Origin of the sequence: Pseudactinotalea sp. HY158, assembly GCF_009660225.1 — a bacterium.
In the GTDB taxonomy this organism is placed as follows: Bacteria; Actinomycetota; Actinomycetes; order Actinomycetales; family Beutenbergiaceae; genus HY158.
In genome coordinates, this window is record NZ_CP045920.1 from 3,576,825 (window position 1) to 3,602,877 (window position 26,053).

Sequence of the window (26,053 nt, forward strand, 5' to 3'; positions counted from 1 at the left end):
GAATCGCGTTCGGGTGCCTCGAGCGGGCAGGATGAGGGGGTGCCGCACACGACCCACGCCACCGCACCGACCCGCCCGACCCGCCGCCCCGTCGCCCTGCTGGCGATGCTGCCCGACCTGCCGCCGTGCCTGTTCCGGCCCGACCAGCTCGATCAGCTGACCCGCCTGCTCGACGTCGACCCCGCACAGGTCGACCCGGACCTCGCCGCCCTCGACGACGGTCGGCTCGCCGAGGTCGAGGTGCTCGTGACCGGCTGGGGCGCGCCGCGACTCGACGCGGCCCTGCTCGCGCGGCTGCCCCGGCTCGGCGCGGTCGTGCACACCGCCGGGAGCGTCAAGTCCCTGTTCGACGACGCCGCCGCGGCGGCCGCGCCCGCGTCCCTGCGGGTCACCTCCGCCGTCCACGCGAACGCGATTCCCGTGGCGGAGTACACCCTCGCGCAGATCCTTCTCGCCGGGAAGCGGACGCTCGCCTCCGAGGCCGACTACCGCCGGCGGCGCCGGGTCGATCCCGACTGGTACACCCGCGGCGGCTACGGCAACCACGGCGGCGTCGTCGGGCTCATCGGCGCCTCCCACATCGGCCGGCTCGTCGCCTCCCACCTGCGCCCCTTCGACGTGCAGGTGCTCCTCTACGACCCGTTCGTGAGCGCGGCCCAGGCCGCCGAGCTCGGCACCGAGAAGGTCGAGCTGGCGGACCTGTTCTCCCGCAGCGACGTCGTCAGCCTGCATGCCCCCGACGTGCCCGCCACCCACCACATGGTCGACGCCGGGATGCTCGCGCTCATGCGCGACGGCACCACGTTCATCAACACCGCCCGGCCCGCGCTCGTGCACGAGGAGGCGCTGCGGGCCGAACTCGTGTCCGGCCGGATCAGCGCCGTGCTCGACGTGCACGATTCACTCCCCGCCGACGACCCGATCTGGGAGCTGCGGAACGTGAGCATCACCCCGCACCTCGCCGGCTCCCAGGGCAACGAGCTCCACCGCCTCGCGAACACCGCCCTGACCGAGATCGCCGCCTACGTCGGCGGGCACGACCCAGTCCACCCCGTCGACCTGGCCACCCTCGCGACCCTGGCCTGAGGCGACCGGTCACCGGCCGGCCGCGATCCCCGACCACCGCGGGGACTATGCCCGGCGGGACGCACCGGGCCTCGTCTCCAGCATGAGTTCCCGCACGGCCTGGGCGAACCTCGGCACCCCACTCCGAGCAAGCCGAGTCAACAACGTCTCGATGTCGACCGGCGGACGGGTCATCGCAGCGGCCTGTTCCACGACGATGTGCAGAGCGGCGGACGGGTCGAGATCGAACTGATCGAGCAGGAAAGCGTCCGATCGAACCGCGTCAAGCCCGATGGGCTTGAGCGTCGAGTCCGGAAAGTCCCTGATGTTCTCCGTGATGATCGCGTCGGCCCGGCCCCGGAGAGCCGCGGCAACCACATGGCGGTCGTCCGGGTCGGGGAGATCGAGGCCCTGTGTCAGGGGCTCCCAACCTTCGACGAGTGCATCGTCGAAGGCCTCGTTCATCGATCGGAACCGACTCCGAAATCGACTTGGGTCGATGTCGGGGTGTATGCGTTCCAGAGCCCGACGCGCCTCGTCGATGACACGCGCCGACCACACAGGCCGGAAGAGCCCCAGATCCGCCATTCGCAACAAGGTGTCGCACGGAGCGACGGGCACCAGCACACAGGCGTCGAGGAAGGCCGTGTACCGTGCCACCTCGCTAGGACTTCCTCGCCTCGGCGAGTGCTGCCCTGTACGCACCCGGATCGACGTCGTACAGTCCGTCCTCGCTCGCCTGTCTCGTCATTTCATCAAGTCTGCTGCGGCGATCGACCCGCTTACGCTCGCGATAGGCCAGCACATCCCGCAGACGCAGCCGGCGGTGCCGCGACTCGCCGAAGCGTTCGAACGGCAGTTCGTGCTCGTCGAGCAATCTGATCAACGTGCTTCGGCTGATCCCGAGCAGGGTCGCGGCCTGCTGAGTGGTCAGCTGCCGGTCGATCGGCTCCACGCTCACCGACGCGCCACCCTCCATCGCTCGCGCAACCTTCCGCAGGACTTCGTACGCTTCGAGAGGCAACGGAATCTGCTCTCCGTCGGGCCCGAGCAGGACGGCGGGAGTGGCGTGGCTCTCGAGGAACCGCGCAAGTTCGAGCATCCCGGCGAGATCCTGAGGGGGATCGACGACGTCTCGAATTCGAGCTGATGCTGCAACTCCCATGGCCCGATTATCGTCCAATTCGATCAATTCGTCCATGGGTGCCTCTCCGGAGTTCGACCCCGGCCCGATCACCGCGGGGTCAGTCGACCGCGATCTCGGGCACCCGGGCCAGCCCGACCGCCCCGCCCGCCGCGGGATCGGCGCCCGGTGTGGCGGAGGCCCGCGCGAGCGCCGCGACGAGTTCGGCGTGTTGGGCGGGCGTGAGCGCGCCGATGAACTGGTCGAGGGTCACGTGTGGACGACGGCTGGTCGCCAGCGCCTCGGCCATCCGATCCGCGGCGTACTCCGCCCGCGTGCGGCGGGGACGGTAGAGCAGGAGCCGGCCCGAGCGCAGCTTCTCGACCATCTCCTTGCGCATGAGGTTGCCGAGCACCGTGGCCACGGTCGTGTACGCCGACTCGGGCAGCTGATCGGCCACGGCGCGCACGGTCAGCGGCAGGTCCCTGTTCTCGCAGCTGCGCCAGAGCACGTTCATCACCTGCTCCTCGAGCGGGCCGAGCGGGACACTCACGGCGCACCGTCCGCCGGGACCGGACACCACACCTGCCCGCGCAGCCGCACGAGCAGCGCCGCGCCGCTCAACGCGATCGCCGCGGCGGCGAGGATCGGCTGGGCCGGGGCGAACCACTGCAGGGCGCCGGTGTAGCCGAGCGCGAGCAGGGCGATCTTGTTGCACACCGGGCAGCCGACCGCGAACCAGCCGAGCACGGCGCCGGCCGTGCCGAACCGCGCGGGCCGGCGGGCCTCGGCGGGCCCGGAGGAGGCGGCCCCGGAGACCGGGGCGACGTAGGTCGCGCGAGCAGTCCGGTGAGCGCCGCCATGACCACCCAGACCGGGTAGTCCCATCCGGTGGTCGCGATCTCCCGGCTGAACCACCCGTTCGGGATGAGCACGGTCGAGATCCCGACGAGCAGCGCCACCCCGGCGGCCACCACCGCGGCGGCGAGCCATTGCCGCCGGCCCCACATCGCCAGCGCCCGCGGCGCCGCCGACCACAGGCCCGGGCGGGCATCCCGCCCGGGGCGAGATGCGTCGTCCTCAGGCGGCGTGAGGGCGGAGGGAGTGTGAAGGACCACGTGGCTACTATGCCCGGCCGTGATCTACTATGCCAAGTAGTAGAGATTCGGACCATATCCGCCACCACACTCGTCACGGGGGAATTCCACTCATGGCCGCTGCCCAGGCCGGGCGCCGCAACGCGCTCATCCCGATCCTCATCGTCGTCGTGGCCATCGCGCTCATCGCCGTCGTGCTCGCCACCCGCGGCGGCTCCACCCCCACGACGGAGCCCGCGGCCACGCCGACCGCGCCGAGCGGGGTCGTCGACTCCGCCGAACAGCCCACTCCCCCCGCGACGGTGAACGTGGAGCGGCGCGACCCCGCCGATCCGCTCGCGATCGGCGAGCTCGACGCGCCCGTGGGCATCGTCATGTACTCCGACTTCCAGTGCGGCTTCTGCGCCCTGTGGACCGACCAGACCCTGCCCGCGATCCTGCCCTACGTCGAGGCCGGCGACGTGCGCATCGAATGGCGCGACATCGCCCTGTTCGGCCCGGAATCCCACCGCGGCGCGCTCGCCGCCTACGCCGCGGGCCTGCAGGGGGCCTACCTGCCCTTCCACGAGGCGCTCTTCGACGGCGGCGACCCGCCGTCGCCGGACCAGCTGAGCGAGGACGGCCTCGCGGACGTGGCCGCCGCCGTCGGCCTCGACCTCGACACCTTCCGCGCCGACCTCGCCTCGGCCGACGTGCAGGCGGGCGTGCAGGCCAACCTCGACGAGGCCGCCCAGCTCGGGGTCATGTCCACCCCGGCGTTCCTCATCAACGGCCACCCGGTCAGCGGCGCCCAGCCCACCCCGGTCTTCACCGAGATGATCGACGCCGAACTCGCGGGCTGACCCATGGAGATCAGCCTGCTCGCAGCGGTCCTCGGCGGGGCCCTCGCACTGCTCAGCCCGTGCGGCGCGCTGCTGCTGCCCGCGTTCTTCGCCAGCTCGGCGGGCACGGGCACGCGCCTCGGCGCCCACGTCGGCCTGTTCTACGCCGGACTGCTCGTGGTGCTCGTGCCCCTGGGCCTGGGCGCCAGCGCGCTCGGGCTGCTGTTCACCCAGCATCGCTCCGTGCTCATCGTCGTGGCCGGCGTGCTCATCATCGCCTTCGGGGTCATGCAGATCGCCGGCTGGGGCTTCCGGCTCGACCGCCTCGCCCCCACGCGCGCGGCCGCGGCCGCCCGGGGCGCCGCCGGCGTGGCCCGCGCGTTCTTCCTCGGCATCACCTCGGGCGTCGCCGGCTTCTGCGCCGGGCCGATCCTCGGCGCGGTGCTCACCCTCGCCGCCGCGCAGGGCGACCCCGCCGCCGGCGCGATCCTGCTCGCCGCCTACGGGGCCGGCATGGTGCTCCCGCTCGTGGTCCTCGTGATCGTGTGGCACCGGGTCGGCATCCGCAACCTCGCCCGCGGGCGCACCTTCACCGTGGCAGGCCGCGCGTTCCACACGACCTCGGTGCTCACCGGCCTGCTGCTCATCGCCGTCGGCACCGTGTTCATCACGACCAACGGCCTCATCTCCGCGCCCCAGCTCATCGGCCTCGAGACCCAGAGCTCGCTGCAGCAGGGCGCCGGCTCATTCGCCGCCTCGCTGCCCGAGATCGCGCTCATCGTAGTCGCGGCGCTCGTGGCGCTCGGGCTGTGGTGGTGGTGGCCGCGCGAGCGCACGGACGACGCCGCTCCCCCCTCGTCCGAACCCGCCTCTCCCGCACCGGGCTCGCGTAGGAACCCGTCGGATCCCCGGGCCGGCGCGCGGGCCGGTGCTCGGGCGGACGGCACCGATCCCGAGGCTCGACGATGAGGGCCGGCCCCTCCACCCGGTCGTCTCGGCTCTCCCGGCGCGGCCGTGCCGTCGCGGCCGCGGGGGCGCTCGCCCTCGCGCTGGCCGGCTGCTCGCTCATCGGCGGGGAGGAACCGGCCCCCGCCGCCCAGCCGGATCGCACGGTCGAGGTGATCGACGGCCCGCTCGCGGAGACCGCGATCGATCGCGAGCAGCTGCCGTACCCGTTCGCGGAGCTGCCCGCGTTCGCCCCGGGCTGGGACGACGTGCCCCAGTACGCCGCGGGCGTGTTCATGGGCCTGCACGACGCCGGCGGGGTGCTCGAGTTCACGGCCGTCGACGCCCACGGGAAGGAGCTGTGGCGCGTGCAGCGGCCGGCGAGCTGCTCCGGCTACGTGCTCGCGGCGCAGCCGCCCGGCGAGGCGGGCGACCCCGGTTCGGCCGGCGTCCCCGGGGCGACCGGAGACGAGCTCCCGGCGGACGAGGCGGTCGCGATCCTCACCGACGTCGGGACCACCGAGGACGCGCTCGCCGCCACCACGGCGACGGGCTACAACCTGCTCACCGGGCAGGTGCGCTGGGGCCCGGTCCAGCTGCCCGGACCCCACCAGGGTCCCGGCCCCGTCTTCGCCGGTGCCTCCCCCGCGAGCGCCGTCGGGGCAGGGGGCCCGCGGCAGGCGCTCGACCCGTTCACCGGGGAGGTGATCGCCGACGAGGCCGAGGAGGAGGGGCTCGAGATCGTCGGGGTGTACGACGACGTCCTCGTGGTCGCGCGCGGCGGGGAGATCATCGCCACGAAGGCGACCGCCGGCGGGCCCGAACTCTGGCGCCTGCCCGTGGCCGACCTCGACCCCACGGGCACCCTGACGGGGCGAGTGAACGCCCTGGCGGGCGTACCCGCGGTGGCGGGCTACGCCGTCCTCACGCGGGGTGAAGCCCGCACGGGCGCGGTGGTCGACGTGCGCACGGGCGAGGTGATCGACACCGGAATCCGTGACATCGCCTTCGATCCCGCCGGGGACGTGCTGCTCACCCTCGACGCGCAGACGCTCGCCGGCTATTCCGGTGGGGAGCCGCAGTGGAGCCGGGGCGTGTCCGAGGGGATGCGGATCTCGGCGGCCGGGGGCGTGCTCGCCTACCTGCGCTCGGATACGAGCGTGGAGATCGTGAACACGGTGACCGGCGAGGACGCCGTGGCCTATCCGCCGGAGGCGCCCGGATTCGCCGTCCCCGCCCTCATCACCGAATCGGGCGCGGGGATCTTCGCACTCGAGGCGATCACCCTGCTCGGGCTGCCGCCGGCCCCCTGACACGGCAGCACCGCAGCGGGGAGGATCCACCACCTCCGGCGGGGTGGCTCCTCCCCGCTCACGGCGGGGCGACCGGGCGACGGCGCCCTCGGGTGACTCGGGCGACTCGGGTGACTCGTCAGATCGCGACGTCGCCGCACAGGTGCACGGTCAGGCCCATGGCCTCGAACATCGCCGCCTTGGCCAGGAGCGCCTTGTCGGCGGTGGCCGCATCCGGGGCGTAGGCGACCTGCACGTGGTTGGCCTTGTGGCGGGCCATGAACTGGTCGCGGCTCACGCCCCGGAAGACGGCGAACATGACCGGCCACTCGGGATTGGTCGTCTCCTTGCGGCGGGCGGCCTCCGCGGCGGGCAGCTCGACGGCGTCGGCGCGGCCGAGGTCGACGTGCAGCGCGCCGCCGGAGATGTAGACCCGGGACCACACGACCTCACCGGGCTTGGAGATGCCGTTGAGCGTCGCCCCGCCGGCGGGGAAGAACACCGGGCCCTGACGCCAGCCCTCGGCGCTCGCGTAGCCGTCGGGCAGGTGACTGGCGGGCACGGAGCCGGAGATCTCGAGGGTCCACACGTACTCCCCGCCCGATTCGGCGCCCCAGCGCACGTCGTGCAGGGTGGTGGCCGGGTCGAGTCCCATCGCGGTCCAGACCCGGTTGGTCACGAGCGCGTCCACGGCCACGCCCTGGTCGACCTCGTTGAAGTGCGGCAGGGCCCGGCCCTCCCACAGGATGCGCGCACCGTCGCGGGAGGCGACCGGTGGGCGGGAGACGTTGTTGAGGAGGCCCTCGACCAGGTCGGAGGCGGGGCAGACGTCCTTGAGACCCTGCTGGTACTGGATGCCGAGGGCGTCCACGCCGAAGTCGTCGGCGATGCGCAGGGCGGCGACGTACATCTTGTGCTGCCACCGCAGCTGGCCGGGCGTGAGGTCGGTGGCCTCGTCGGTGCCGAGCCGGAACGTCATTCCGGCCTCCTCGAGCCAGGTCTGCACGGCGTCGGCCTCGGCGTCGGTGACCGTCTGCATCTCGGCCCACAGGGCGCTCTGGGAGAGGCGCTCCTTGTAGATGCCGGTGGGATTGAGGAGCTCGTCGTCGATGATGGCGTTGTACATGCCCATGCAGCCCTCGTCGAAGATCCCGATGATCGCCTTGCGGTGGCGCAGGTCCGCGGCGAGGGCCCGGCCCAGCTGGATCTCGGGCCCGGCCTCGGGGCCGGCGGGCAGCTCCGGCAGCGGGCGCACGTGGGAGTCGTCGTGGGCGATCGTGCCGGTGTCGACCCATTCGCGGATCCGCCTCAGGAACCAGTCGTCGGTGCCGTCGACCGTCCACACGCTCGAGTACGGGGTGCCCATCTTGGTCAGGCCGCCGTTGAGGCCGAGCAGGCCCACGAGGCCGGGCCATTCGGGGGCGAAGTTCGCGGCCGTGAGGATCGGGCCGCGGTGGTCGCGCAGGCCGGGCAGCACGTGGTGGGAGTACTGCCACACGGCCTCGGCCACCACGAGCGGTGCCTCGGGCGGGATGCTCGCGAAGATGTCCATGCCCATGCGCTGGGAGGAGATGAAACCGTGCCCGGTCGCCGGGTCGACCGCGTGGGCGCGCTCGAGGGTCCAGCCGACCGCGGTGAAGGCCGCCTCGAGCTGCCGCTCCAGTTCCACCTGGGCGGCCCAACCGGCGGTGTTGGCCGATTCGCGCAGGTCGCCGTTGGCCACGAGGTAGGCGGTCCGGGGCGGGGCCGTCGGCGGCGCGGGGGTCTCGGGCAGGGTGTAGGCGGTCATGGGCGGACTCCTTCGGTTCGCTGATGGGTGGCCAGGGCGTGGGCGATGTCGCGCGTGGCCGGGTAGAGGTCGCGGTAGAGCCCGTAGAGCTCGCCGTAATGCGTATGGACAGCGGGATCGGGCGTGACGATCCGGGCCGGCGGGTTCCAGGCGGCCACATCGACGTCCTGCCGGGTCGTCGCCGCGAGCACCGCGGCCCCGTAGCTGGCGCCGATGGCGTGAGTGGGGATCACCTGCTCGAGGCCGGTGATGTCGGAGACGATCTGCGCCCACAGCCCGCCCTGAGTACCCCCGCCGACGGCGACGATCCTGCCCGGGCGGGCTCCGGCGTCCCTCATCGCCTCGACATTGTGGCGCACCCCGAAGCCGGTGGCCTCGAGCACGGCCCGGTACAGGTCGCCGCGGGTGTGCTCGAGGGTGAGGCCGGCGATGACGCCGCGGGCGTCCGGGTCGAAGACGGGGGTGCGCTCGCCGGCGAAGTAGGGCAGGGCGAGGAGGCCGCGGGCACCGGGCCCGGAGGCGGCGGCCTCGGCGAGGAGGGTGGGGTAGTCGGCGCCCGTGAGGTCGGCGAGCCAGCCGGTGATCGCGCCGGAGGTGGCCATGCCGCCGGCGAGGTTGCGGGTGCCCTCGTAGGCGCCGACGGTGCCCCACATGGTGGCCGAGGTGAGGAATTCGGTGCCGGTCGCGATGAGGAACATCGTGGTGCCGTACATGAGCATGAGGTCGCCCGCGTTGTGGGCGTCGGCGCTCACGGCCTCGGACCAGGCGTCGATCGTGCCGGTGATCACGGGGGTGCCGGCGGGGATGCCGGCGAGGTCGGCGCTCGTGGCGCCGGCGACCTGCCCGGGCCAGCGCAGTTCGGGCAGCGGCAGGCCGGGGGCGACGCGCCGCGCCCAGTCGGCGTGCCAGGCGAGGGCTGCGGAGTCGTACATCGGGGTGCTCTGGGACGCCGAATGGTGGTCGAGCACGTAGGCGCCGGTGAGCCGGTGCGCCAGGAAGGAGGCGGGCATGAACCAGCGGGTGGCCCGCGCCCAGACGTCGGGTTCGTGGCGCCGGATCCAGGCGAGCTTGGGGCCGGCGGCCTGGGAGGAGAGCACCGAGCCGCCGGTGCGCAGGATCGCCTCCTCGCCGAGCTCGGCCGTGAGCTCGGCGACCTCGGCGGAGGCGCGGGTGTCCACGCCGTAGAGGATCGCGGGCCGCAGCGGGGTGCCGGCGTCATCGGTGAGCAGGACGCACGGGCCCATGCCGCTCACGCCGACGGCCGCGACCTGCAGGTCGGGGGTCGGGGCGGCGCCGGTGAGCTCGGCGGCGATGCTCGTGAACTCCTCCCACCAGATCTCGGCGTCCATCTCGACGTGGCCCGGGGCGGGGCGGTCCACGCGGTGCTCCCGGGTGGCGGTGCGCAGGATCTCGCCGGCCTCGTCCACGAGGACGCCCTTCGTGCTCGACGTGCCGATATCCACGCCGAGGTATGCGATCGTCGCCACCGTGCCACCTTGTCAGTCTCGTCAGGCTTGTCAGGCTTGTCAGTCGAAAGCCCGTCGTGCTTGCCTTCCCACGATGACAGAAATCGATTACTGACGCAAGGGGCCGGAGCGGGTGGGATCGCCCCCTCCCGCCCGGGACGGGTTCGACATCCGCGCCTGCGGACACCCGCCATTGCTTCCGTGGGGCCGAGGCGGCACATTCCGATCGACCCCTCGCGCAAATAGTGCGAGCCGCCCCCTGGGCCGTCATCGTTGTGAACACGCGCGAAGACCGCCACGCGCCGCACATTCTGCGGCCGGCGACGACACAAAGTCGGGGCGCCCGAGGAGCCCGGCGCGCCGGCGACGGCACATCGTCGGGGCGCCTCGGTGCACGACCCGCCTCACTGCAGCGGCAGCACGATCCGGACCGGTTCCCCGGCCTCGCCCCGCAGCCGCGCCAGCAGCCGCTCGATGGCGCGCCGGCCCAGGTCCTCCGGGCGCAGCGGGGTCAGGGTGACCTCCGACATGTCCGAGGTCGCGAACGGCAGGTCCCCGATGATGCCCACGGCGATCCCGTGTTCCCCGGCGCCGGCGAGCGCCTGCAGCGTGCCCACGCCCACGAGGTTGTTCGTGGCCAGCACCGCCTGCGGGCGCCGCGGCGAGGCGAGCAGCCCGGCGGCGGCCGCGCGACCGCCGTCCACACGAAAATTCGCGTAGGTGAGCCGCCCGGGCCCCGGTTCGATGCCGGCGCCGGCGAGCGCGGCGCGCCACCCGGCTGCACGTGCCCGGGCGGTGCTCGTGGACTCGGGCCCGGTGATGCAGGCGATGTCCGTGAGGCCGCGCCGCAGCAGCGCCTCGGTGGCCCGCCGCCCGAGGCCCTCGTTGTCGAAGGCGATCCGGTCGACGGCCTCCGGCACGTCCCGATCGATCACGACGACCGCCCGCCCGGCCGCGAGCAGCGCGCCCAGGTCGGGGCTCGCGTCGGCGGGGGCGAGGATGACGCCGGCCATCCGCTGGCGCAGGGCGATCTCGAGGTAGCCGCGCTCCTTGGCGGCCACGTCGTCGGTGTTGCACAGCACAACGGAGTAGCCGGCCGCGGCGGCCACGTCCTCGACGACCCGCGCGAGCGAGGTGAAGAACGGGTTGGCGATATCGGGCACGACGAGCGCGATGACCGGCGTGGTCCCGGTGCGCAGCGAGCGGGCGGTGCGGTCGGGCACGTAACCGAGCTCGGCCACGGCCGCGTGCACCGCCTCGGCCAGGTCCGCGCGCACCTGCTTGCCGTTGAGCACGCGCGAGACCGTCGCGGTGGAGACGCCCGCGTGGCCGGCGACGTCGCGGATACGGACCATGTCAGCGCCGACGATCCGTGGTGGCCCGCGGCGCCCCGCGGCCGGAGGACTCCTGGCAGGATCGGCAAGGGCGGACCGCCTCCCGGCTCCTTCCGGCCATCGCGGCCTCCTGCCCGTCTCGACGTCAGCGCAAGTGTGGCACACGCCGAACAGAATGCGAGAAGAAGTGAACACGACCTGCTGGTTCGCCGGCCTCACGACGGTCGACCTCGTGCATCGGGCCGACCGCCCGCCGGCACCGAACGAGAAGATCACGGCCCTGCGCCAGGATCTCGCGGCCGGCGGACCGGCCGCCAACGCCGCGGTCGTGGCCGCCGCGATGGGCCGGTCCCCGCTGCTCATCACGGCGATCGGCGCCGGGCCGGTCGGGGCGCTGGCCCGCCACGACCTCGAGGCCAACGGCGTGCGGCTCCTCGACGCCGGCCCGAGGCACGAGATGTCCGTCTCCGCGGTGCTCGTCGACGACGCCACCGGCGAGCGCTCCGTCGTCTCCACCGACGCCGGCAGTACCCACACCGTCGCGCCGGACCTTGATGCCGAGCCGACCCCGCGGGTCGTGCTCCTCGACGGCCACCACCCCGACCTGCAGCGGGACGTCCTGGCCCGGGCCCGGGAGTGCGGGGCCACGGTGGTGCTCGACGCGGGGCGCCGGCGGCCGATCTTCGCCGAGCTCATCCCGCACGCCGACGTGGTCGCCTGCTCCGCCGACTTCCGCACCGCGACCGGCGACTCGGGCCCGGACGCGCTCCTCGCCCTGGGCGCCCGCGGCGTCGTCATCACCGCCGGCGCCGGCCCCGTGACCTGGGTGGACGCGCGCGGCTCGGGGCGCGTCGAGGTCCCACGGGTGGCGGTGCGCGACACCCTCGGCGCGGGCGATGCCTTCCATGGCGCGCTCGTGGCCGCGCTCACGCTGGGCGCCGAGCTGGAGGCCGCCGTCCGCACCGCCGTCGAGGTCGCCTCGCTGCGCGTACGTGAGGTCGGGCCGCGCACGTACCTGCGCGCCGTGCGTGCACGCTTCGGCGGCCGATGAGGCGTACGGACGACGCAGCCTCCCTCGCCGTCTCGCTCACCACCGCGCGACGGGTCCGCGGCGGGGCCGCGCCGGGGCGCCGGCGGCGGGGCATCCGAAGTACCCCGCCGCCGTCTCACCCTTCCCCGGCAGGCCGGGCGGGATTGGTGCCTGCCGTGTTCACCGGGCTCGGTCGATCGCGGCGCCGGTGGAATCGGGAAGGGGAGCTGAAGGCGGGCCGTCCTGCCGTGGCACCCGGGGCCGGCCGGATCGCTGGACGTAGCCGCCGAGGATGAGGACGGCGCCGCCGAGACCGGCCGCCCACCACGGAAAGCCCGGGCCGGGCGCGTCCACGGCCGCCGCCCGCACGTCGGCCGGTGGCGTCGGGAGGATGCGTTCGCCGGTGACGAGGATGCGCTGGCTGTTGATTCCCAGCGGCGTGCACGTGACGAGGGTGACCTGGTCCGCTCCGGGCACGGGGTTGAGCGATTCGGTCTCGTCGGGTTCGACCACGATGGTGCTGGTGACCTCGTAGGTGAGCACGTCGCCGAAGACGTAGATCTGGAACCGGTCGCCGACCTGCACGCGGTCGAGATGCGTGAACAGGGTCGCGGTCGCGAGGCCGCGGTGACCGGTGAGCACGGAGTGGGTGCCCTCGCCCCCGACGGGTAGGGCCGTTCCCTCGAGGTGGCCGATCCCCTCCTCGAGCACCCGCTCGCTCGTGCCGTGGTAGATCGGCAGGTCCACGCCGATCGCGGGGATGGTCAGGCGGGCCATGAGTCCGTGCGCGTCGGCGGCGAGCAGGTCGTCGTAGTCGACCGTCGTGGGCGCGCTCGTGTGCGCGAAGGGCAGCCGTTCGTTCGCGGCCACGACGGCGCCGCTGCGCAGGGCCGAGTTGTAGGAGCGCGCCTCGGCGAGCACCTTCTCCCGCCCGACCGGGCCGATCGCCGTCACCTCCTGCTGATAACCGTCGACCTCTCGGGCCTGGAGCACCGCGGAATACCAGCTGGCCGCGCTCGGATACAGCAGCACCGCGAGTCCCACGAGGGCCGTGAACGCGACGCCGAGGGCGAGCTTGGGCAGACGCCACCGGCGGCGTCTCGGCGGCGCCGGCGGCTGCGGCGGCGTCATGAGCATCGTCATCGGGCCTCCTGCCACGGCGCACTGGGTCGGATGGGTGAGGGACGAGTCGGTTCGGGCGCCGAACCGACGGATGGTGGGAGGCGCCGGCCGGCACCTCCCACCATCACGCTCCGCGTCGGTGCGTCAGGATCGCTCGGTCACAGGTTGGACCCGGCGTGCGACTTGCGCCGGCCGATCACGATCGCCGCGCCGATCGCGAGGGCGATGAGCGCGAGGCCGCCGCCGATGAACAGGGCCGTGCCGGAGCTCCCGGTGAGCGGCAGCTCGAAGGGGGGCACCTGCGGGTTCTCCACGGTGACCGTGGCGTTCGTGGTCGTGCCCGGGAGCACGGTGAAGGCGACCCCGGACTCGGCGGCGGAGTAGTCGGCCGCGATCGTGTAGCCGGCGGGCGCCTGGGTCTCGACCACGTAGTAGGTGAGGTTGGCTCCCGTGCCGTTCTCCTGGGACTTGAGGCCCTCGATCGTCACGGCGCCGCTCGCGTCGGAGACGAAGGTCGTCACGCCGCCCACGCTCACGGGGTTCGTGCCGGCGGCCGCGTCGGCCTCGGTCAGGTACACCTGGAACTCGGCGCCCTCGAGCGGGTTGCCCGGATCGGCGGCGTCGGTCTTGAGCAGGTTGATCGAGCCCCACGTGGTCTTGGGGGTATCGCTCTCGAAACCGTGGTCGTGGTCGGAGTCGTTGACGTAGAGGATGCCGGTGTTCGTGATCGTGCCGTCGCCGACGGAGTTGACGGTCGTGTCGATCGTCAGGGTCACGGTGCCGCCCTGGTTGGCGGCGAGCACCGCGATGCCGGCCGTCGTGAACTCGAGGGTGACGTTCTGCCCGGTGTTGACGAGCGTGTAGTCGCCGGTCGCGAGGGGCACGTCGGTCGTGTCGTCCGCGGCCGTCAGGGTGACGGTCGCGCTCTGGTAGTCGAGGCGGGTGTCGAGGTCGTCCGTGATCTCGAAGCTGTCGAGGCTCTGCCCGTCCGGGATGTTCGGCACCCCGGCGGTGATGGGCCACACGACGGTGTCGCCGAGCCCGTGGGCACCGGAGTCGTCGACCTCCTTGGTGATGTCGGTGACCGGGTTCTTCGGATACACGTGCACGTCGGTCAGCCACGCGTTCTCGTTGGGGAACGGCACGGTGACGAGGAACGGGTCGGCGAGCTGGGTGATGTTGTTCGCGCCGGCGTCGGTCTCCGAGACGAGGTAGACACCGAGGTCGAGGCCAGTGAAGGCCGCCACGCCGCCGGCGGCGGTCACCTGCGTGTCGACCACGCTCGTCGTATAGGTGGTCGCGGGCGTCGCATCGTCGACGACGGCGCCGGTCGCATCGACGGACAGGTGCTCGGTCAGCTGCCAGCCGGCCGCGGTGGTCAGGTCGATGCCCGACACCTCGGCGATCGTGTAGGTGACGCCGTCGAGCGCTTCGAGACCGGTGAGCCCCGTCGTGATCTCCGTGCCGTCGTTGGGCAGGCCGGTCGCGTCGTCGGGCTGGGCGTACTTGTGCACGGTGACCGAGTAGGGCCCGTCGGGGAAGTTCGGTATGGCGGCGGATGCGGGGGCCGCGAGCGCGACCATGCCCATCGCGCCGAGGGCCATCGCGCCCGTGGCGGCGGCGATGCCGCGCAGACGCCCACCCGTTGTCTGGATTGTCATGTCTCTCCTGCTCCAATCGATGTAAGTCCCGCGCCGATTCCTCGGCCGAACATCTTGCGTGGTGGTGGTCATCGCCTCATGCGCGTCGCATCCTCGTGGTCCGTCGGTGCTGCCAGCCGGCCAGGGCCACTGCGGCGATCAGTCCCAGGGCGCCGAGCGCCAGGAACAGGTCCGTGCCCAGGCCGCCGGTGAGCGGCAGCGAGATCGCCGTCACGCCGGCGTTGACGAATCGGTACACGTCGTGTGCCCCGGCCTCGACGCTCACCGTGTCGGCGTCGACGTCGACCCACTCGGCGCCGTCCCAGTGCTGCAGCGCGAGCTGCAGGTACGCCGTGTCCTCGTGCCCGGCGGCCAGGGCCTCGGCGAGCGAGTAGCCGTGCCCGGGGCGCACCTCGAAGGTGCTGGCCGCGTTCGGATCGGTCGCGGCGCCGTCAGCGCCCGGAACCGTCGTCGGGGTCAGCCCCGCGACGCCGGCATCCGGGGTGGCGGTGAGGTCCCAATCGGACGGGCTGAGGTCCGAGCTGCCGTCGATGTGCTTGAGCACGGTGAGCAGCGCGGTCGTGTTCGTGATCGTGCAGGTCACGTCGGCCCCGAGGGGGACCTCGACCGCGCCGTCCGTGACCGCGACCGCCTCCGAGTCGCTCGTGGCGCAGACCCATCCGCCGTCGGGGACGTAGGTCGCGGGGCCGCCGGCCTCGGCGAGCGCGTACGGCACGGTGGCCGTCACGGCGGCGGTGACCGGGGTGGTCGGCGAGTACGTGCCGCTCGGGCCCTCGAGCGCCGCGCTGCCGTCGGGCTTCGTCGCGCTCAGGGTCCAGGTGTCCGCCGTGACCGCGCCCACGTCGACCTGCTTGACGAGGCTGAGGGACTGCGTGCACTCGATCGTGTTCGTGATGTGGAACCGGCTCGTCCCCGCGGCCACGGTCGCGTCGAAGGGAAGCCCGTAGTCCTCACCGGGGGTCGGCGCGAAGGTGGCGATCGTGCCCTCGAACGTGAGCACGGGGGGTTCGAGGATCGAGCACCCGGGCAGGGCGTCGCCGTCGAGCGTGGCCACCTCGTCGATCGTCACGACCGAGCCGATGGTCCGCGAGTCGCTCGCGTCCCAGGCCCGGTTCTGGCCGTCGAGGGTCAGCTGCGCGTGCAGGCCCGCGGGCAGCGTCGACGCGTCTGCCGGAATGTCATAGGTCTCCACGACGTTTCCGGCGGAATCCTGCACGACCCACTTCTTCGTCACGACGATGTTGCCCGTGCGGGGCGTGTTCGTGACGACGCACTCGACCGTCCCGTCGGTGAACGGCATCACGAAGGTCTGGGCCGCCACGGCCACCGTGACGCCACCCTGGGTGCACGTGTACGTGGCGTTGTAGGACCCCTGGGCAGGGTCCGACCCGTGGCCGATGTTCTCCGCCAGCGTGACCGAGGAGCCGTAGGCCGCCGCGCCCGTCGCCACGTTGACCGTGTCGTGCTGCGGGTTCGTGCCGTCTGCCGTCGAGGTCGCCGTCGTCGCGTCGACGAGTGCGAAGCCGCTCATGCTCAGCTCGGCGGTGTCCCCGGCGATTGCTCCCTGCCAGCGCTTGGTGAACTCGATCGGGTTCGTCTTCGGCGCATTCGTGAAGGTGCACACGACGTGCGCGCCCTCGTCGCCGGAGAGTGGGGGTGGGATCGTGACCACTCCCGCCGTGCCCGTGCCCGTGGCGATGACCGAACCGCCCGCCTCGCATTCCCAGGTCGAGGTGTAGGCGCTCATCTGCGAGGAACCGGGGAAGGCGATGATCGCTTCGGAGAAGGAGTAGTCCGCCCCGGAGATCGCGGGCACCGGCCCGATCTGGGTGGGCTGGAGCCCGGTCGTGGTTCCGCTCGTGTCCTCGGTCGCGACCGTGACCGCGTCGCGCTCGAGCGTCAGCCTGAACTGGTCCGCGCTGGCCGCGCGGAGCGTGATGTCCTTGCGCACGGTGATCGTTCCCGGGGAGTTGCAGCTCGCGAGGTCGGTGCTGTCGACCAGGTTGCCGGTGTGCGTGCCGAGGGACGTCCAGGTCGTGGGGTCGTACTTGTACACGGTCGTGTCGGAGCCGAGGTAGATGGATCCGTCCGCGTCGAAGGCCACGCCGTTGACGGCGACCCCGCCGACGTCGAACGCGTGGGTCTGTGAGAGGTCGAGCGCGTTGTTCTCGGCCGCCGCGAGGGTGGCGGCGGTGATCATGAACTCGGTGACGTTGCCGTCGTCGTCGCTGGCGATGACGAACAGGTTGCCGTGCGCGTCGAAGGCCATGTCGCCGTTCGCGCCGACGAGCCCGCTGACGAAGTAGCCCACCTTGTCGAACAGGCCGGTCCCGACGTCGTAGCGCCACAGCTGGAAGTTGTTCGAGGAGTCGTATCCGCCGAAGAAGTAGTCGCCGCTGGCGAAGTCGACCGCGCCGGCGATCAGCTGCTGGGTCGTGTTCGAGTTGAGGGTGCCGAGCGACTCCCACGCATCCGTCGCCGGAAGGTAGCGGAGCACGGTCGCGTTGCTCAGCGGATCCTCGGCGGTGTCGCTGCTGAATCGCATGAAGGCGTAGACGACGGTGCCGCCGTCGCCGATCGCCAGGCCGTTGACGCTTCCGCCCGGGCCGTCGACGAAGGAGCTCCAGCTGCCCATCGTGGACACGGCGCCGGACGGGTCGATCTGGACCAGGTCGCCGCCGTCGTAGACCGAGTAGACGTAGCCGCTCGAGCAGACCGGCGCCTCCCCGACGGCCATCGGCTGCATGTCGGCCGGGTGAATGCCGGCCCGGTGAACGTCGGCGGAGCTCGGCCGGGCCGCCGATGCAGGCGCGTCCGCGGGCTCGGGTTCATCCGCGGGCTCGGGCTCGGCGACGTCGGGATCAGCGGGATCGGCGGGATCGGCGGGGTCAGCGGGATCGGCTGGATCGGCCTCACCGGTCGTGGCCACCGGCGCGTTCGTGAACGTGCAGGAGACGTCGGACGCCGACGTGACCGTCACGCTCGTGGCCCCGACCGTGACGTCGTCGCCGCCGGTGCACGTGAGGTCGTCGAGGACCCATCCCTGCGGCAGCTCCGCCTCGACCGTCACGGCCTCACCGGGAAGGAGTGCGCCCGTGAGCTCGTCCGGATCCTCCGGCGTCGGGGCGAGCGTGAACCCCTCGCCCCACGAGGAGCCGGCGACGTCGGAGGTCGACCCGTACGAGAACGAGGGCGCCTCGCCCGCCCCGATCGCCCCGGTCGCATCGCTCACGATCGTCAGCCGCGCGGGCTCCCGCTCAGCGGCGTTCCCGCCCGCCTCGCCGGCGCCTCCGGTCGTCGCGAAGGCCGCGATCGGCCCCGTGAGCAGGGCCAGGCAGCCACTCACGGTGGCGGCCACGAGCCTGCTTCTCCGTCTGGGTCGGACAGGGCTGGCGGCATGACGGAAGGCGGAGGTATGCACGATTACTCCCGGGACGGAATCGGAATGGATTCAGCCTATTGGAGCGGTGGTGTTCAATTCGAGCGCACAGGACCTTCGACCCATCACCCCGGGGTGGATTATTCGATGATCGAGGGTGAGATGCGGGTGAATACAATAGTATCGCGGGTGATAGCCTTGAGGCGTACCGGACATCGGATGACCGGGCACCGGCCGCGGTCAGGGAATGAGCGCCAGCTGCCTGGCACGCTCCAATGCGTCGCCCCGGCCCGTGACATTCAATTTCTTATAAATGGATCTCAGGTGACTCTTGACGGAATTCACGCTCACGAATAGGCGATCGGCTATCTCGGCCACGGTGTGGTCCTGGGACCATTGCCGCAGCACGTCCAGTTCCCGCGGGGACAGCCGCACCATCCCCCGCAGCGGCTCCGGTCCCGGGGCGCCGACGGGTGCGCCGTCGAACACGTCCGCGAGCGCGGGCAGCAGCTCGACGAGGCGCGCGATCTCGCTCGGGGGCACGTAGCTCCAGGCCCGCCAGTACCCCGACTCGCGGGTCAGCTCGAGGGCCGCGTCGAGCATATTCGTCGCCCGGTCGTCGCGACCGAGCCGGGCGGAGCCGAGCGCATCGAGCACGAGCAGCTGCGCGTGCAGGCGCGGGTTGAGGCGGGTCTCCTCGTCGACGAGCGCCGCCCCCGGCAGGCTCGCGCCCGTGATCCGCAGCACGCCCACGAGGTTGCCCTCGAGCCAGTCGATCCACGCCTTCGCCGACATGTCCCAGCCGGCCATGTCGCTCGTATCGGCGAGCACCTCCCGGGCGCGGGCGAGGCGACCCATGGTGACGAGCCGGTGAACATACGTCATGGTGATCGCCGTCCGCAGCGTCGGACTCTGCGCGGCCGCCCGCGCGCACCGCTCGGCGGCGTGATCGAGATCCTCCTCGGTGGAGGTGGCCCGCCGCGTCGGCAGCAGCACGAGCAGTTCGATATATGCGCCGAGGTCGGCGGTCGCGGGGGGCAGGTCCGCGAGGTCGCCCGGCGGGCCCGGCACCCGATCCTCGACCGGCCGGCCCTCGTCGAAGAGGAGCCGGCGCACGAGCCAGTCGCAGGCCCGGGCCGTCACCGTGGCAGGCTCCCCGCCACCCGGGCCGTCACCGGCGATCCACCAGTCCCGGGCGGCCCGAACGAAGCCGCGGTGCAGGAGGCACAGCGCGAGCCCGCCCCACGCCTCACCCCGCAGCCGTGGATCGGGATGCCCGCTGAGCCGCCAGAACGCATCGGCGGCCCCCAGGTGCCGGCGCGCGAAGAACTGCGCCCAGGCCCAGCGCAGCCGCCACGGCCCGAGGTCGACCGCGCCGTCGGCGATCCCCTCCCCGGGGTCCGGGGCGGAGCCGGGCAGGAGGAACGTGCCGTCGACGAGTCCTCGCCGGCCGCGGCGCATTCCCGCCTCGCCGATCACCTCGGCGGCGAGGAACCGTGTCAGGTCCGACGCCGGCCCGAGCATCCCGAGGGCGCGCTCGAGCCGGCCCGGTGCCAGCACGGCCAGTTCGGACCAATGGGCCTCCACGAACTCGCGCAGGAGCCCGGCCTCGGCGCTGAGGATCGCCTGGGTGAGCGCGCGGCCGAGGTCGCCCCGGCCGGCATAGTGCACATGCAGGCGCGCGTTGACGCGGCGGATCGCCGCCGGCTCCATGCGCTCGTACAGGTCCGCCAGCGCCGGCGCCAGGACCGGTCCGAGCCGCCAGGCGTCGCCGGCGCGCTCGAGCGCGACGGGGCCCTCGTTCGAGAACGCCGCCAGGGTCCCGGGGGCCGGCCCGAGGACGTCGGCGACGAGATCGTCGGTCACGTCGCCGACCACGCTGAGCAGGCGCAGCAGGTCGGACTGCCGGTGGAACTCCGGGTCGAGCAGGATGGTCTGCGCGTAGCCCAACAGGATCGCCCCGGGTCGCCACGGCGTGGGTTCGGGCGGTGGCAACTGCGCATCCCGCAGGGCCGCGATCACGGCGCCCGGCCACCCCCGCGTGCGTGCCACGAGCGCGTCCGCCTGCCCCGGGCGCAGGCCCCGGTCGAGGGATCCCGCGATCACGTGCACCTGCGCCGCGCCGAGGCGCAGATGCCCCTCGTCGACGAGCGTGATCCGGGCGCAGGACTCGCGGAAGGAGCGCAGGGCGCGCGACCGGCGGGCGATGATCACGAGCTGGGCCCCCGCCGCCCGGGCGAGTTCCGCGAGGCGGGCGTCGCCGTCCATAGGAAGCCGGTCGAGGCGATCGATCACGAGCGTCACGCGAGCCGCGCCCGCGGCGCCATCCGGGTCCGTCACGACGCTGCTGAACTCGCGGATCCGCTCGAGCCGGGAGCGGACGTCCGCGAGGAATCGCTCGACCCCCAGCTCGAGGTCCACATCGACCCAGGCCCACAACCGGCCGGGCTCGGCCGCGAGCCAGGTCGCGACCGTGCCCGTCTTGCCGAAGCCGGGGGGTGCCTGCACGAGCACGGTCTCGGCGGCGCCGGCCAGGGCCGCCAGGGCCGCCGGCGCCGGCTCGAACCAGGCCGGAACGCGCGGGAGAACGGAGGAGTCCGGCACCACCTCTCCCACCTCCCACGGATCCGTCACATCGTCGAACTCTCGGCGAAACCCGCCGACCTACTGTGCCAGGCTCTCGCACCGCCCGATCGTCCGACTCATCGGGCTCCGCTGCTTCGTCGCGACTCCCGGAGCCCTCGGGGTGCTCCCGCCATTCGGCCGCATGTCATCACCCCGTGAGGAGCCGGTCGGCCGCGCGCAGCGCCTCGACCCGATTGCTCACGCCCAGCTTCTTGTAGATGTTCCGCACGTGCGTCTTGGCGGTGTTCGTGGAGAGCCCGAGGTGGTGAGCGATCGCCACCGGCCCACCGTGATCGATGAGCGCCCGCAGGACCTGGGCCTCCCGATCGGTGAAGGCGGGGGCCGGGGCCTCGTCGCTCACGTCGGCGCTCGTCCGGGTGCGCGGATCCGGCCACAGCAGCTGGGCCTGCCGGTCGGCGCCCGCGAGCGCATCGAACACGTAGCGGGGCAGCAGCCCGAACGGGCGGGTCAGCCCATGCACCTGGGCCGAGTGGACCGTGAGGGCGAACAGCTCGGCCGCCTCCTGGCCGCGGCCGACCGCGTGATAGGCGCCGGCGAGCACGACGTCCCGTTCGAGGGCGAGCCGCGGCCAGAGCGAGAGCCAGGAACCGATCGATTCGCACAGCACGATCGCCTGGTGGTAGTTGCGCTCCGCGACCGCCAGCTTCGCGCGGCCGAGCAGGGCAAGGGGAGACTTGCCGGTCCGGTGGTCGAGATCGCGGGCCACGCCGACCATTCCCGCGCGCAGCAGGACGTCCATGAGGTCGTGGACGAGGATGGCCTCCGGGAGGGTGCCCGCCGCGATGTAGCGCAGGGCCGAGCGCAGTTCGTTCGCCGCGTCGAGCACGAGCCTCGGATCGCCCGACAGCGTGGCGTACCGGGCGCGGACGCTCACCGTGAGCATCCAGACGAGATCGCGGTAGACGGGTTCTGCCAGCTCCCCCACGAGCCGGGCGCAGTCCGGGCTGCCCGAATCGACCGCCGCCATCGCGCGTGCCAGGCGGACGCCCCGGTCGACGATTCCGGCGGCCGTGCCGGCGGCGATGCGATGCTGCCGGCTCCCGTTCGACATGACCTCGCCCCAGACCCGGTCGTCCTCGGGCCCGGGACCCTCGCCGTCGAGGAACGCGGTGAGCACGGGATCCTCGAGCAGCCGACGGCCCTGCACGAGCTCGCCCTGGAAGAGATGCAGGACCGCGAGGCCCATGGTCGCCAGCGCGGCCACCGGGCCGGGATCGCTCAGGCCGCGGTTGCGGGCGCGATTGCACGCATAGGTCGCGGCGTGCAGGTCGCCGCTGAACAACGCCGCGATCGCCCACTGCAGGAGTGCGACCGACTCGTCCTGTTCGAGCGGACGGCGCTGCCGGTCGGCGCGGCTCGTGAGGGTCAGGCCGTCCGGATCGTCGACCGCGGGCCAGGGCCACGACCATTCCTGCCCGGACAGGGTGGAGACGACGCCGCCCTCCAGGTCCGTCAGCGCCACCCGGAGGCGGGCGCTCGCCGCGACGTACTGCCCGGGGAAGGCGCGCGCGGATGCGATGAGCGCGTGCGGGCCCTGGGTCACGAGCCGGTTCCAGTACCGTTCGACCAGGTCGAGGCCCACCTCCCATTCCTCCGCGAGGACCGCGTGGTGGAGCGCGCGGGCGGGATCGACCGTCGGCGCGCCGGCCTCGAGGAGGTGCCGATGCACCTCCTTGACCAGTTCCGGTCGGTGCTCCCGGGCGAGGCGCTCGAGCGCCTCCCGCACGGCGGGGGTGTAGCTGTAGGTGTTCGGGACCTCCTCGTGCAGCAGGCCCGCGTGGTGGAGGGGGCGCAGCAGCCCGAGGGCGTCGCCGTGACCCACGAGGCCCTGGGCTCGATCGAGCGTGAAGGAGCCGAGCAGGCAGGTGCGATAGAGGAACTCGCGAATGCGGTCGTCACCGAAGTCGTCGATGACCCGGTGCACGAATGCGGCGGCGACGGTCGGATCCCGGTCGAGGCCGCCCTCGTCGTCCGTGCCGTGGGCGAGGGTGGTGCGCACGAGTGCCGGCCAGCCGTCGGTCATCGTCACGAGCCGATCGATCGTGGTCGCCGGGAGCCGCGTTCCCAGGGCGATCGCGAGCGTCTCCGAGCGCACCCGGTCGAGCTTGAGATCGCCGGGGCCGATGAGCCGGGTCGGCATGGACATGAGGCCGGTGACCTCGAGGTTGCGCAGCGTCCGGGTCGCCACCACGAGGTTGAGGTCGGGGTGCTGGTCCAGCAGTTCGAGCAGCCCCGCATCGATCTCCGCGTCGACCGAGGTGTCGACGTGGTGCAGGTGGTCGAGCACGATCGTCAGCGGGCGCGCGGAGGCGGACAGCGCCGCGGAGAGCGCCGCCCGGACCGGTGGCCCGTCGCCCGTGATCGCCCCCTCCGGCTCGAGTGCCCCGAGCACCTCGCGCCAGAATCCGGTGGCCGTGGCCGTGGCCGTGCCGGGCGCGAGCGAGAGGTAGACGACCCGGCGTCCGGAGTCGCCCGCGAGGTGCCCGGAGTCGAGCCAGGCGCCGAGGAGGCTGGTCTTGCCGTAGCCGCGGGGGGCGCGCAGCACGACGAGGGCGGAGGACTCGAGCGGGCCGGTGATGAGATCCTCGGCGAACTGGAGGTGCGGCACAGCGCGGATTCGGCGTCCGACGCCGACGCGGGCTGAACTCATCACACTCCTTCCACCCAGGGCTCCACCCCATGGGTGCGGGCCGGCGCTGCTCGGCCGTCGCCGTGCCCCGCCTGGGCGATGAAGTGTGCGGCCCTGCTGCCTCTCAGCCCTTCTCACACTAGCGGGAACGACGTCCGGATGTGATGCCCGTCTCCAGTTGAGACGGATTCGAGACCTTCGGGCAGTGGTGGGCCCCGTTCGTGCCCGATCGGGCATCCTCGTGCACGTTCGAAGGTCTCCGTGGCGGGGTGGCCGCCGGAACGTCGCGTTGCGGCCGCCATCGCCCGCTGCATGCGACGGGGCCGGACCTCCCGCGTGGGAGATCCGGCCCCGTCGTGGTGCGGATCAGGCGCGCCGGCGACGCGCCACGAGGGCTGCGGCCGCGCCGGCCAGCAGCAGCGCTGCGGCCAGGGCGGTGTAGATACCCACGTCGGCCCCGGTGTCGGGAAGGCCGGTTCCCGGAGCGGTCGGAGCCTGGGTCGGGTCCCCGGTCGGATCCTGGGTCGGATCCTGGGTCGGATCCTGGGTCGGGTCCTCGGAGGCGCCGTCCGTGGGCTCATCGGTCGGCTTGTCCGTGGGCTCGCCGGTCGGCTCGTCCGTGGGCTGCTCGCCCGGCTCGGTGCTGAACTCGTGGCTCCACTCGGTCGCGGCGCCCTCGGCGAGCACGTAGCCGTCCGCGGCGGCCGCGGTGACCGTCACGGTTCCCTCACCGGGGTGCGTGCCGGCGTCGACGATCTCGCCGTCGATCAGGTACACCACGCCCTCGACGGCGGGAACGGTGATCGTGTCGTCCTCCGTCCCCGGCTCGTCGGTGAAGGTCACGTCCGTGGGCGTGACGCTCGGCGATGCGGCGGTCACCGCAATGGTGACGCCGGCCAGGTCGAGGCCGTCGGCGTAGTAGTCGGGATCGGCGTAGTCGATCCGGACCCGGCCCACCGCACCGGCCTCGAGCGGGAGGTCCGTGATCGAGGCCTCGACCAGCTCCGTGCCCGTGAGCACGACGCTGCGGTCGCCGAAGGTGACGCGGTACTCCTCCTCCGGGGTGACCTCGTCGGCCGAGATGTCCAGCGTGAGCATCACCGGCGTGGCGCGCTCGTTGAGCACGTAGCCGTCGAGGTCGGTGAAGCCGTTGCCCTTCGGGCTGAGCCGACCGACGACGTCGTCGCCGGTGATCTCCGCCGCACCGTCGGCGAGCGCGACCGTCTCCGTCGGGACGATCCGGGCCTCGCCGTCGAGCGACACCTTGATCACCGACATGAGCTCATCCGGCGCGTCGCCGGCGAGTGTGACGCGAAGGTCCAGGCCCGCGCGCTCCGCCTCGAGCGTGGTCTCGGTGCCGTCGATCGTGACCGCCTCGACCCCGTTCGCCAGGCCCGACAGGCCGATCACCCGGCCGGCCTCCCACTCGGCGGAGGGCACGAACAGGTAGAGATCGGAGCCGTTCGCGGTGACCCGTCCCCAGTCGGGCACGTCGAACCAGGTCGCGTGCGCCCCGGTGATCGCGCTCGGGTGGCGGTCCATCCAGTCGCCGATGTTGTCGAGCACCTGCTGGTCGAACGGGTCGAACGAGCCGTCGCCCTTGGGGCCGATGTTGTAGGCGAACTGGCCGCCGCCGGAGATCACGGTCACGAGCGAGGTGATCGCCTCCTGGCTCTTGGGCAGGATGTTCGAGTCGGACCGGTCCGCCTTGTACGTGGAGCAGTAGCCCCAGCACGCGGGGAAGATCGACAGGATCGACTCCCAGGGCCCGGTGCGCAGGTCGGAGTGCACCCGGTTGTCGCCACCGACCTCGAAGTCGCCCTTGTCGTTCCAGACGCGGGAGTTGATCACCGTGTTCGGCTGGAGCTCGTTGACCCACTGCACCATCCGTTCCGACTGGTCAGCCGTGGGGCCGCCCATGTCGAACCAGAGCTCGGAGATCGGGCCGTAGTTCGTCAGCAGCTCGGTCAGCTGGTCCTTGATGAGCGGCATCATCGACTCGGGGATCGGGTTGCGGTTCTGGTACGGCTCCGCCTCGTGCTGAGTCCAGTCGATGATCGAGAAGTAGAAGCCGAGCTCGATGTCGCGTTCGTTGCAGGCCTCGGCGAGCTGGGCGATCGGGTCCTGTCCGAAGGCGGTCTGCTCCACGACGTTGTAATCGGTCGTCTCCGTGTCCCACATCGCGAAGCCGTCGTGGTGCTTCGTGGTGATCTTCACGTACTTCATGCCCAGATCCGCGGCGGTCTGGCACACGGCGTCGGCGTCCCAGTTCTCGGCGGTCATCTGCGCGGCCTCGGCGAGGTAGGCCTCGTCCGGGATGTCCATCCACGCCTTGATCTGCTCGGGATAGCCGATGGTCTGGACTTCGCCCTCGTAGATGCCCTCGAACATCGAGTAGACGCCCCAGTGCAGGAACAGCCCGAACTGGAGTTCCTGCCAGTCCGCGACGCGCTCCTCGTCGCTGTAGGGCACCGACGCGGGCACGCCGGTGACCTCGCCGGGGTTCAGGTCATCCGTGGGGATCGACGCCTGCGCCGGCAGGGCGATCCCGCCGAGCACGAGGCCCGCGGTCGCCGCCACACTCGCAAACATCGGATTAATACTTCGTCGCATTACTCTCCTCCTTCGCCGAGCATCGACGCTCGGCGCTTGTA

Annotated in this window: 18 protein-coding genes; 5 read left to right on the forward strand and 13 right to left on the reverse strand. The window is 72.4% G+C overall.

Translation table 11 applies throughout. The features are described 5' to 3' along the window. Window positions 1-39: 39 nt before the first annotated feature. Complete coding sequence (locus GCE65_RS15790) at window positions 40-1,086, forward strand: hydroxyacid dehydrogenase (RefSeq protein WP_228760010.1); 1,047 nt, start codon at window positions 40-42, stop codon at window positions 1,084-1,086. A 45-nt stretch (window positions 1,087-1,131) separates the two neighbouring features. Here the strand turns inward: GCE65_RS15790 and GCE65_RS15795 are convergent, their stop codons facing one another. From GCE65_RS15795 to GCE65_RS15810, 4 genes are read right to left on the reverse strand one after another with little or no spacing between them, the layout of a single operon-like run. Then, on the reverse strand, window positions 1,132-1,725 hold the full coding sequence (locus GCE65_RS15795) for a PIN domain-containing protein (RefSeq protein ID WP_153879053.1): 594 nt from the start codon (window positions 1,723-1,725) through the stop codon (window positions 1,132-1,134). A 4-nt stretch (window positions 1,726-1,729) separates the two neighbouring features. Beyond that, window positions 1,730-2,266, reverse strand: a complete 537-nt coding sequence (locus GCE65_RS15800; protein ID WP_228760011.1) for a helix-turn-helix domain-containing protein — start codon at window positions 2,264-2,266, stop codon at window positions 1,730-1,732. A gap of 43 nt (window positions 2,267-2,309) precedes the next feature. After that, window positions 2,310-2,741, reverse strand: coding sequence for a BlaI/MecI/CopY family transcriptional regulator (locus GCE65_RS15805; protein ID WP_228760012.1), 432 nt, complete (start codon window positions 2,739-2,741; stop codon window positions 2,310-2,312). Then, the gene (locus GCE65_RS15810; RefSeq protein ID WP_228760013.1) at window positions 2,738-3,076 is read right to left on the reverse strand and encodes a hypothetical protein; all 339 of its coding nucleotides are present in this window, start codon (window positions 3,074-3,076) and stop codon (window positions 2,738-2,740) included. Before GCE65_RS15810 ends, GCE65_RS15805 begins: the two co-directional genes overlap by 4 nt. A gap of 322 nt (window positions 3,077-3,398) precedes the next feature. Here GCE65_RS15810 and GCE65_RS15815 point away from each other — a divergent pair, with 322 nt between their 5' ends. From GCE65_RS15815 to GCE65_RS15825, 3 genes are read left to right on the forward strand one after another with little or no spacing between them, the layout of a single operon-like run. Then, a complete protein-coding gene (locus GCE65_RS15815) occupies window positions 3,399-4,127 on the forward strand; it encodes a DsbA family protein (protein WP_153879054.1) in 729 nt (242 codons plus the stop codon). A 3-nt stretch (window positions 4,128-4,130) separates the two neighbouring features. Further along, window positions 4,131-5,075, forward strand: coding sequence for a cytochrome c biogenesis CcdA family protein (locus GCE65_RS15820; protein ID WP_153879055.1), 945 nt, complete (start codon window positions 4,131-4,133; stop codon window positions 5,073-5,075). Beyond that, entirely contained in the window at window positions 5,072-6,364 is a 1,293-nt protein-coding gene (locus GCE65_RS15825; protein WP_153879056.1) for a hypothetical protein, read from the forward strand. The genes GCE65_RS15820 and GCE65_RS15825 overlap by 4 nt, the downstream gene beginning before the upstream one ends. Before the next feature lie 118 nt (window positions 6,365-6,482). Here GCE65_RS15825 and GCE65_RS15830 read toward each other — a convergent pair whose 3' ends face one another. The 3 genes from GCE65_RS15830 to GCE65_RS15840 form a co-directional block, all read right to left on the reverse strand. Next, window positions 6,483-8,132, reverse strand: coding sequence for a fucose isomerase (locus tag GCE65_RS15830; RefSeq protein WP_153879057.1), 1,650 nt, complete (start codon window positions 8,130-8,132; stop codon window positions 6,483-6,485). Next, window positions 8,129-9,619: an FGGY-family carbohydrate kinase gene (locus GCE65_RS15835; RefSeq protein WP_153879058.1), complete on the reverse strand. Its 1,491-nt coding sequence runs from the start codon at window positions 9,617-9,619 to the stop codon at window positions 8,129-8,131. The genes GCE65_RS15830 and GCE65_RS15835 overlap by 4 nt, the downstream gene beginning before the upstream one ends. A gap of 383 nt (window positions 9,620-10,002) precedes the next feature. Further along, on the reverse strand, window positions 10,003-10,953 hold the full coding sequence (locus GCE65_RS15840; protein WP_153879059.1) for a LacI family DNA-binding transcriptional regulator: 951 nt from the start codon (window positions 10,951-10,953) through the stop codon (window positions 10,003-10,005). Between the two features lie 154 nt (window positions 10,954-11,107). Here GCE65_RS15840 and GCE65_RS15845 point away from each other — a divergent pair, with 154 nt between their 5' ends. Further along, window positions 11,108-11,983 carry a carbohydrate kinase family protein gene (locus GCE65_RS15845; RefSeq protein ID WP_153879060.1) on the forward strand — a complete coding sequence of 292 codons (876 nt, stop codon included), beginning with the start codon at window positions 11,108-11,110 and terminating at the stop codon, window positions 11,981-11,983. Window positions 11,984-12,142: 159 nt separating this feature from the next. Here GCE65_RS15845 and GCE65_RS15850 read toward each other — a convergent pair whose 3' ends face one another. The 6 genes from GCE65_RS15850 to GCE65_RS15875 all read right to left on the reverse strand — a co-directional run bounded on the left by GCE65_RS15850 (window position 12,143) and on the right by GCE65_RS15875 (window position 25,991). Beyond that, window positions 12,143-13,105, reverse strand: coding sequence for a class C sortase (locus tag GCE65_RS15850; protein WP_228760014.1), 963 nt, complete (start codon window positions 13,103-13,105; stop codon window positions 12,143-12,145). 137 nt (window positions 13,106-13,242) lie between these two features. Further along, window positions 13,243-14,745 (reverse strand): SpaH/EbpB family LPXTG-anchored major pilin, encoded by a 1,503-nt coding sequence (locus tag GCE65_RS15855; protein WP_194928749.1) that lies wholly within the window; start codon window positions 14,743-14,745, stop codon window positions 13,243-13,245. 76 nt (window positions 14,746-14,821) lie between these two features. Continuing rightward, window positions 14,822-18,103, reverse strand: a complete 3,282-nt coding sequence (locus tag GCE65_RS15860; protein ID WP_153879062.1) for a hypothetical protein — start codon at window positions 18,101-18,103, stop codon at window positions 14,822-14,824. Window positions 18,104-18,364: 261 nt separating this feature from the next. Then, window positions 18,365-20,758 carry a LuxR C-terminal-related transcriptional regulator gene (locus tag GCE65_RS15865; RefSeq protein WP_153879063.1) on the reverse strand — a complete coding sequence of 798 codons (2,394 nt, stop codon included), beginning with the start codon at window positions 20,756-20,758 and terminating at the stop codon, window positions 18,365-18,367. Between the two features lie 139 nt (window positions 20,759-20,897). Beyond that, window positions 20,898-23,420, reverse strand: a complete 2,523-nt coding sequence (locus GCE65_RS15870) for a LuxR C-terminal-related transcriptional regulator (protein WP_194928750.1) — start codon at window positions 23,418-23,420, stop codon at window positions 20,898-20,900. 345 nt (window positions 23,421-23,765) lie between these two features. Then, window positions 23,766-25,991 (reverse strand): alpha-L-fucosidase, encoded by a 2,226-nt coding sequence (locus tag GCE65_RS15875; protein ID WP_194928751.1) that lies wholly within the window; start codon window positions 25,989-25,991, stop codon window positions 23,766-23,768. Window positions 25,992-26,053: the final 62 nt, after the last annotated feature.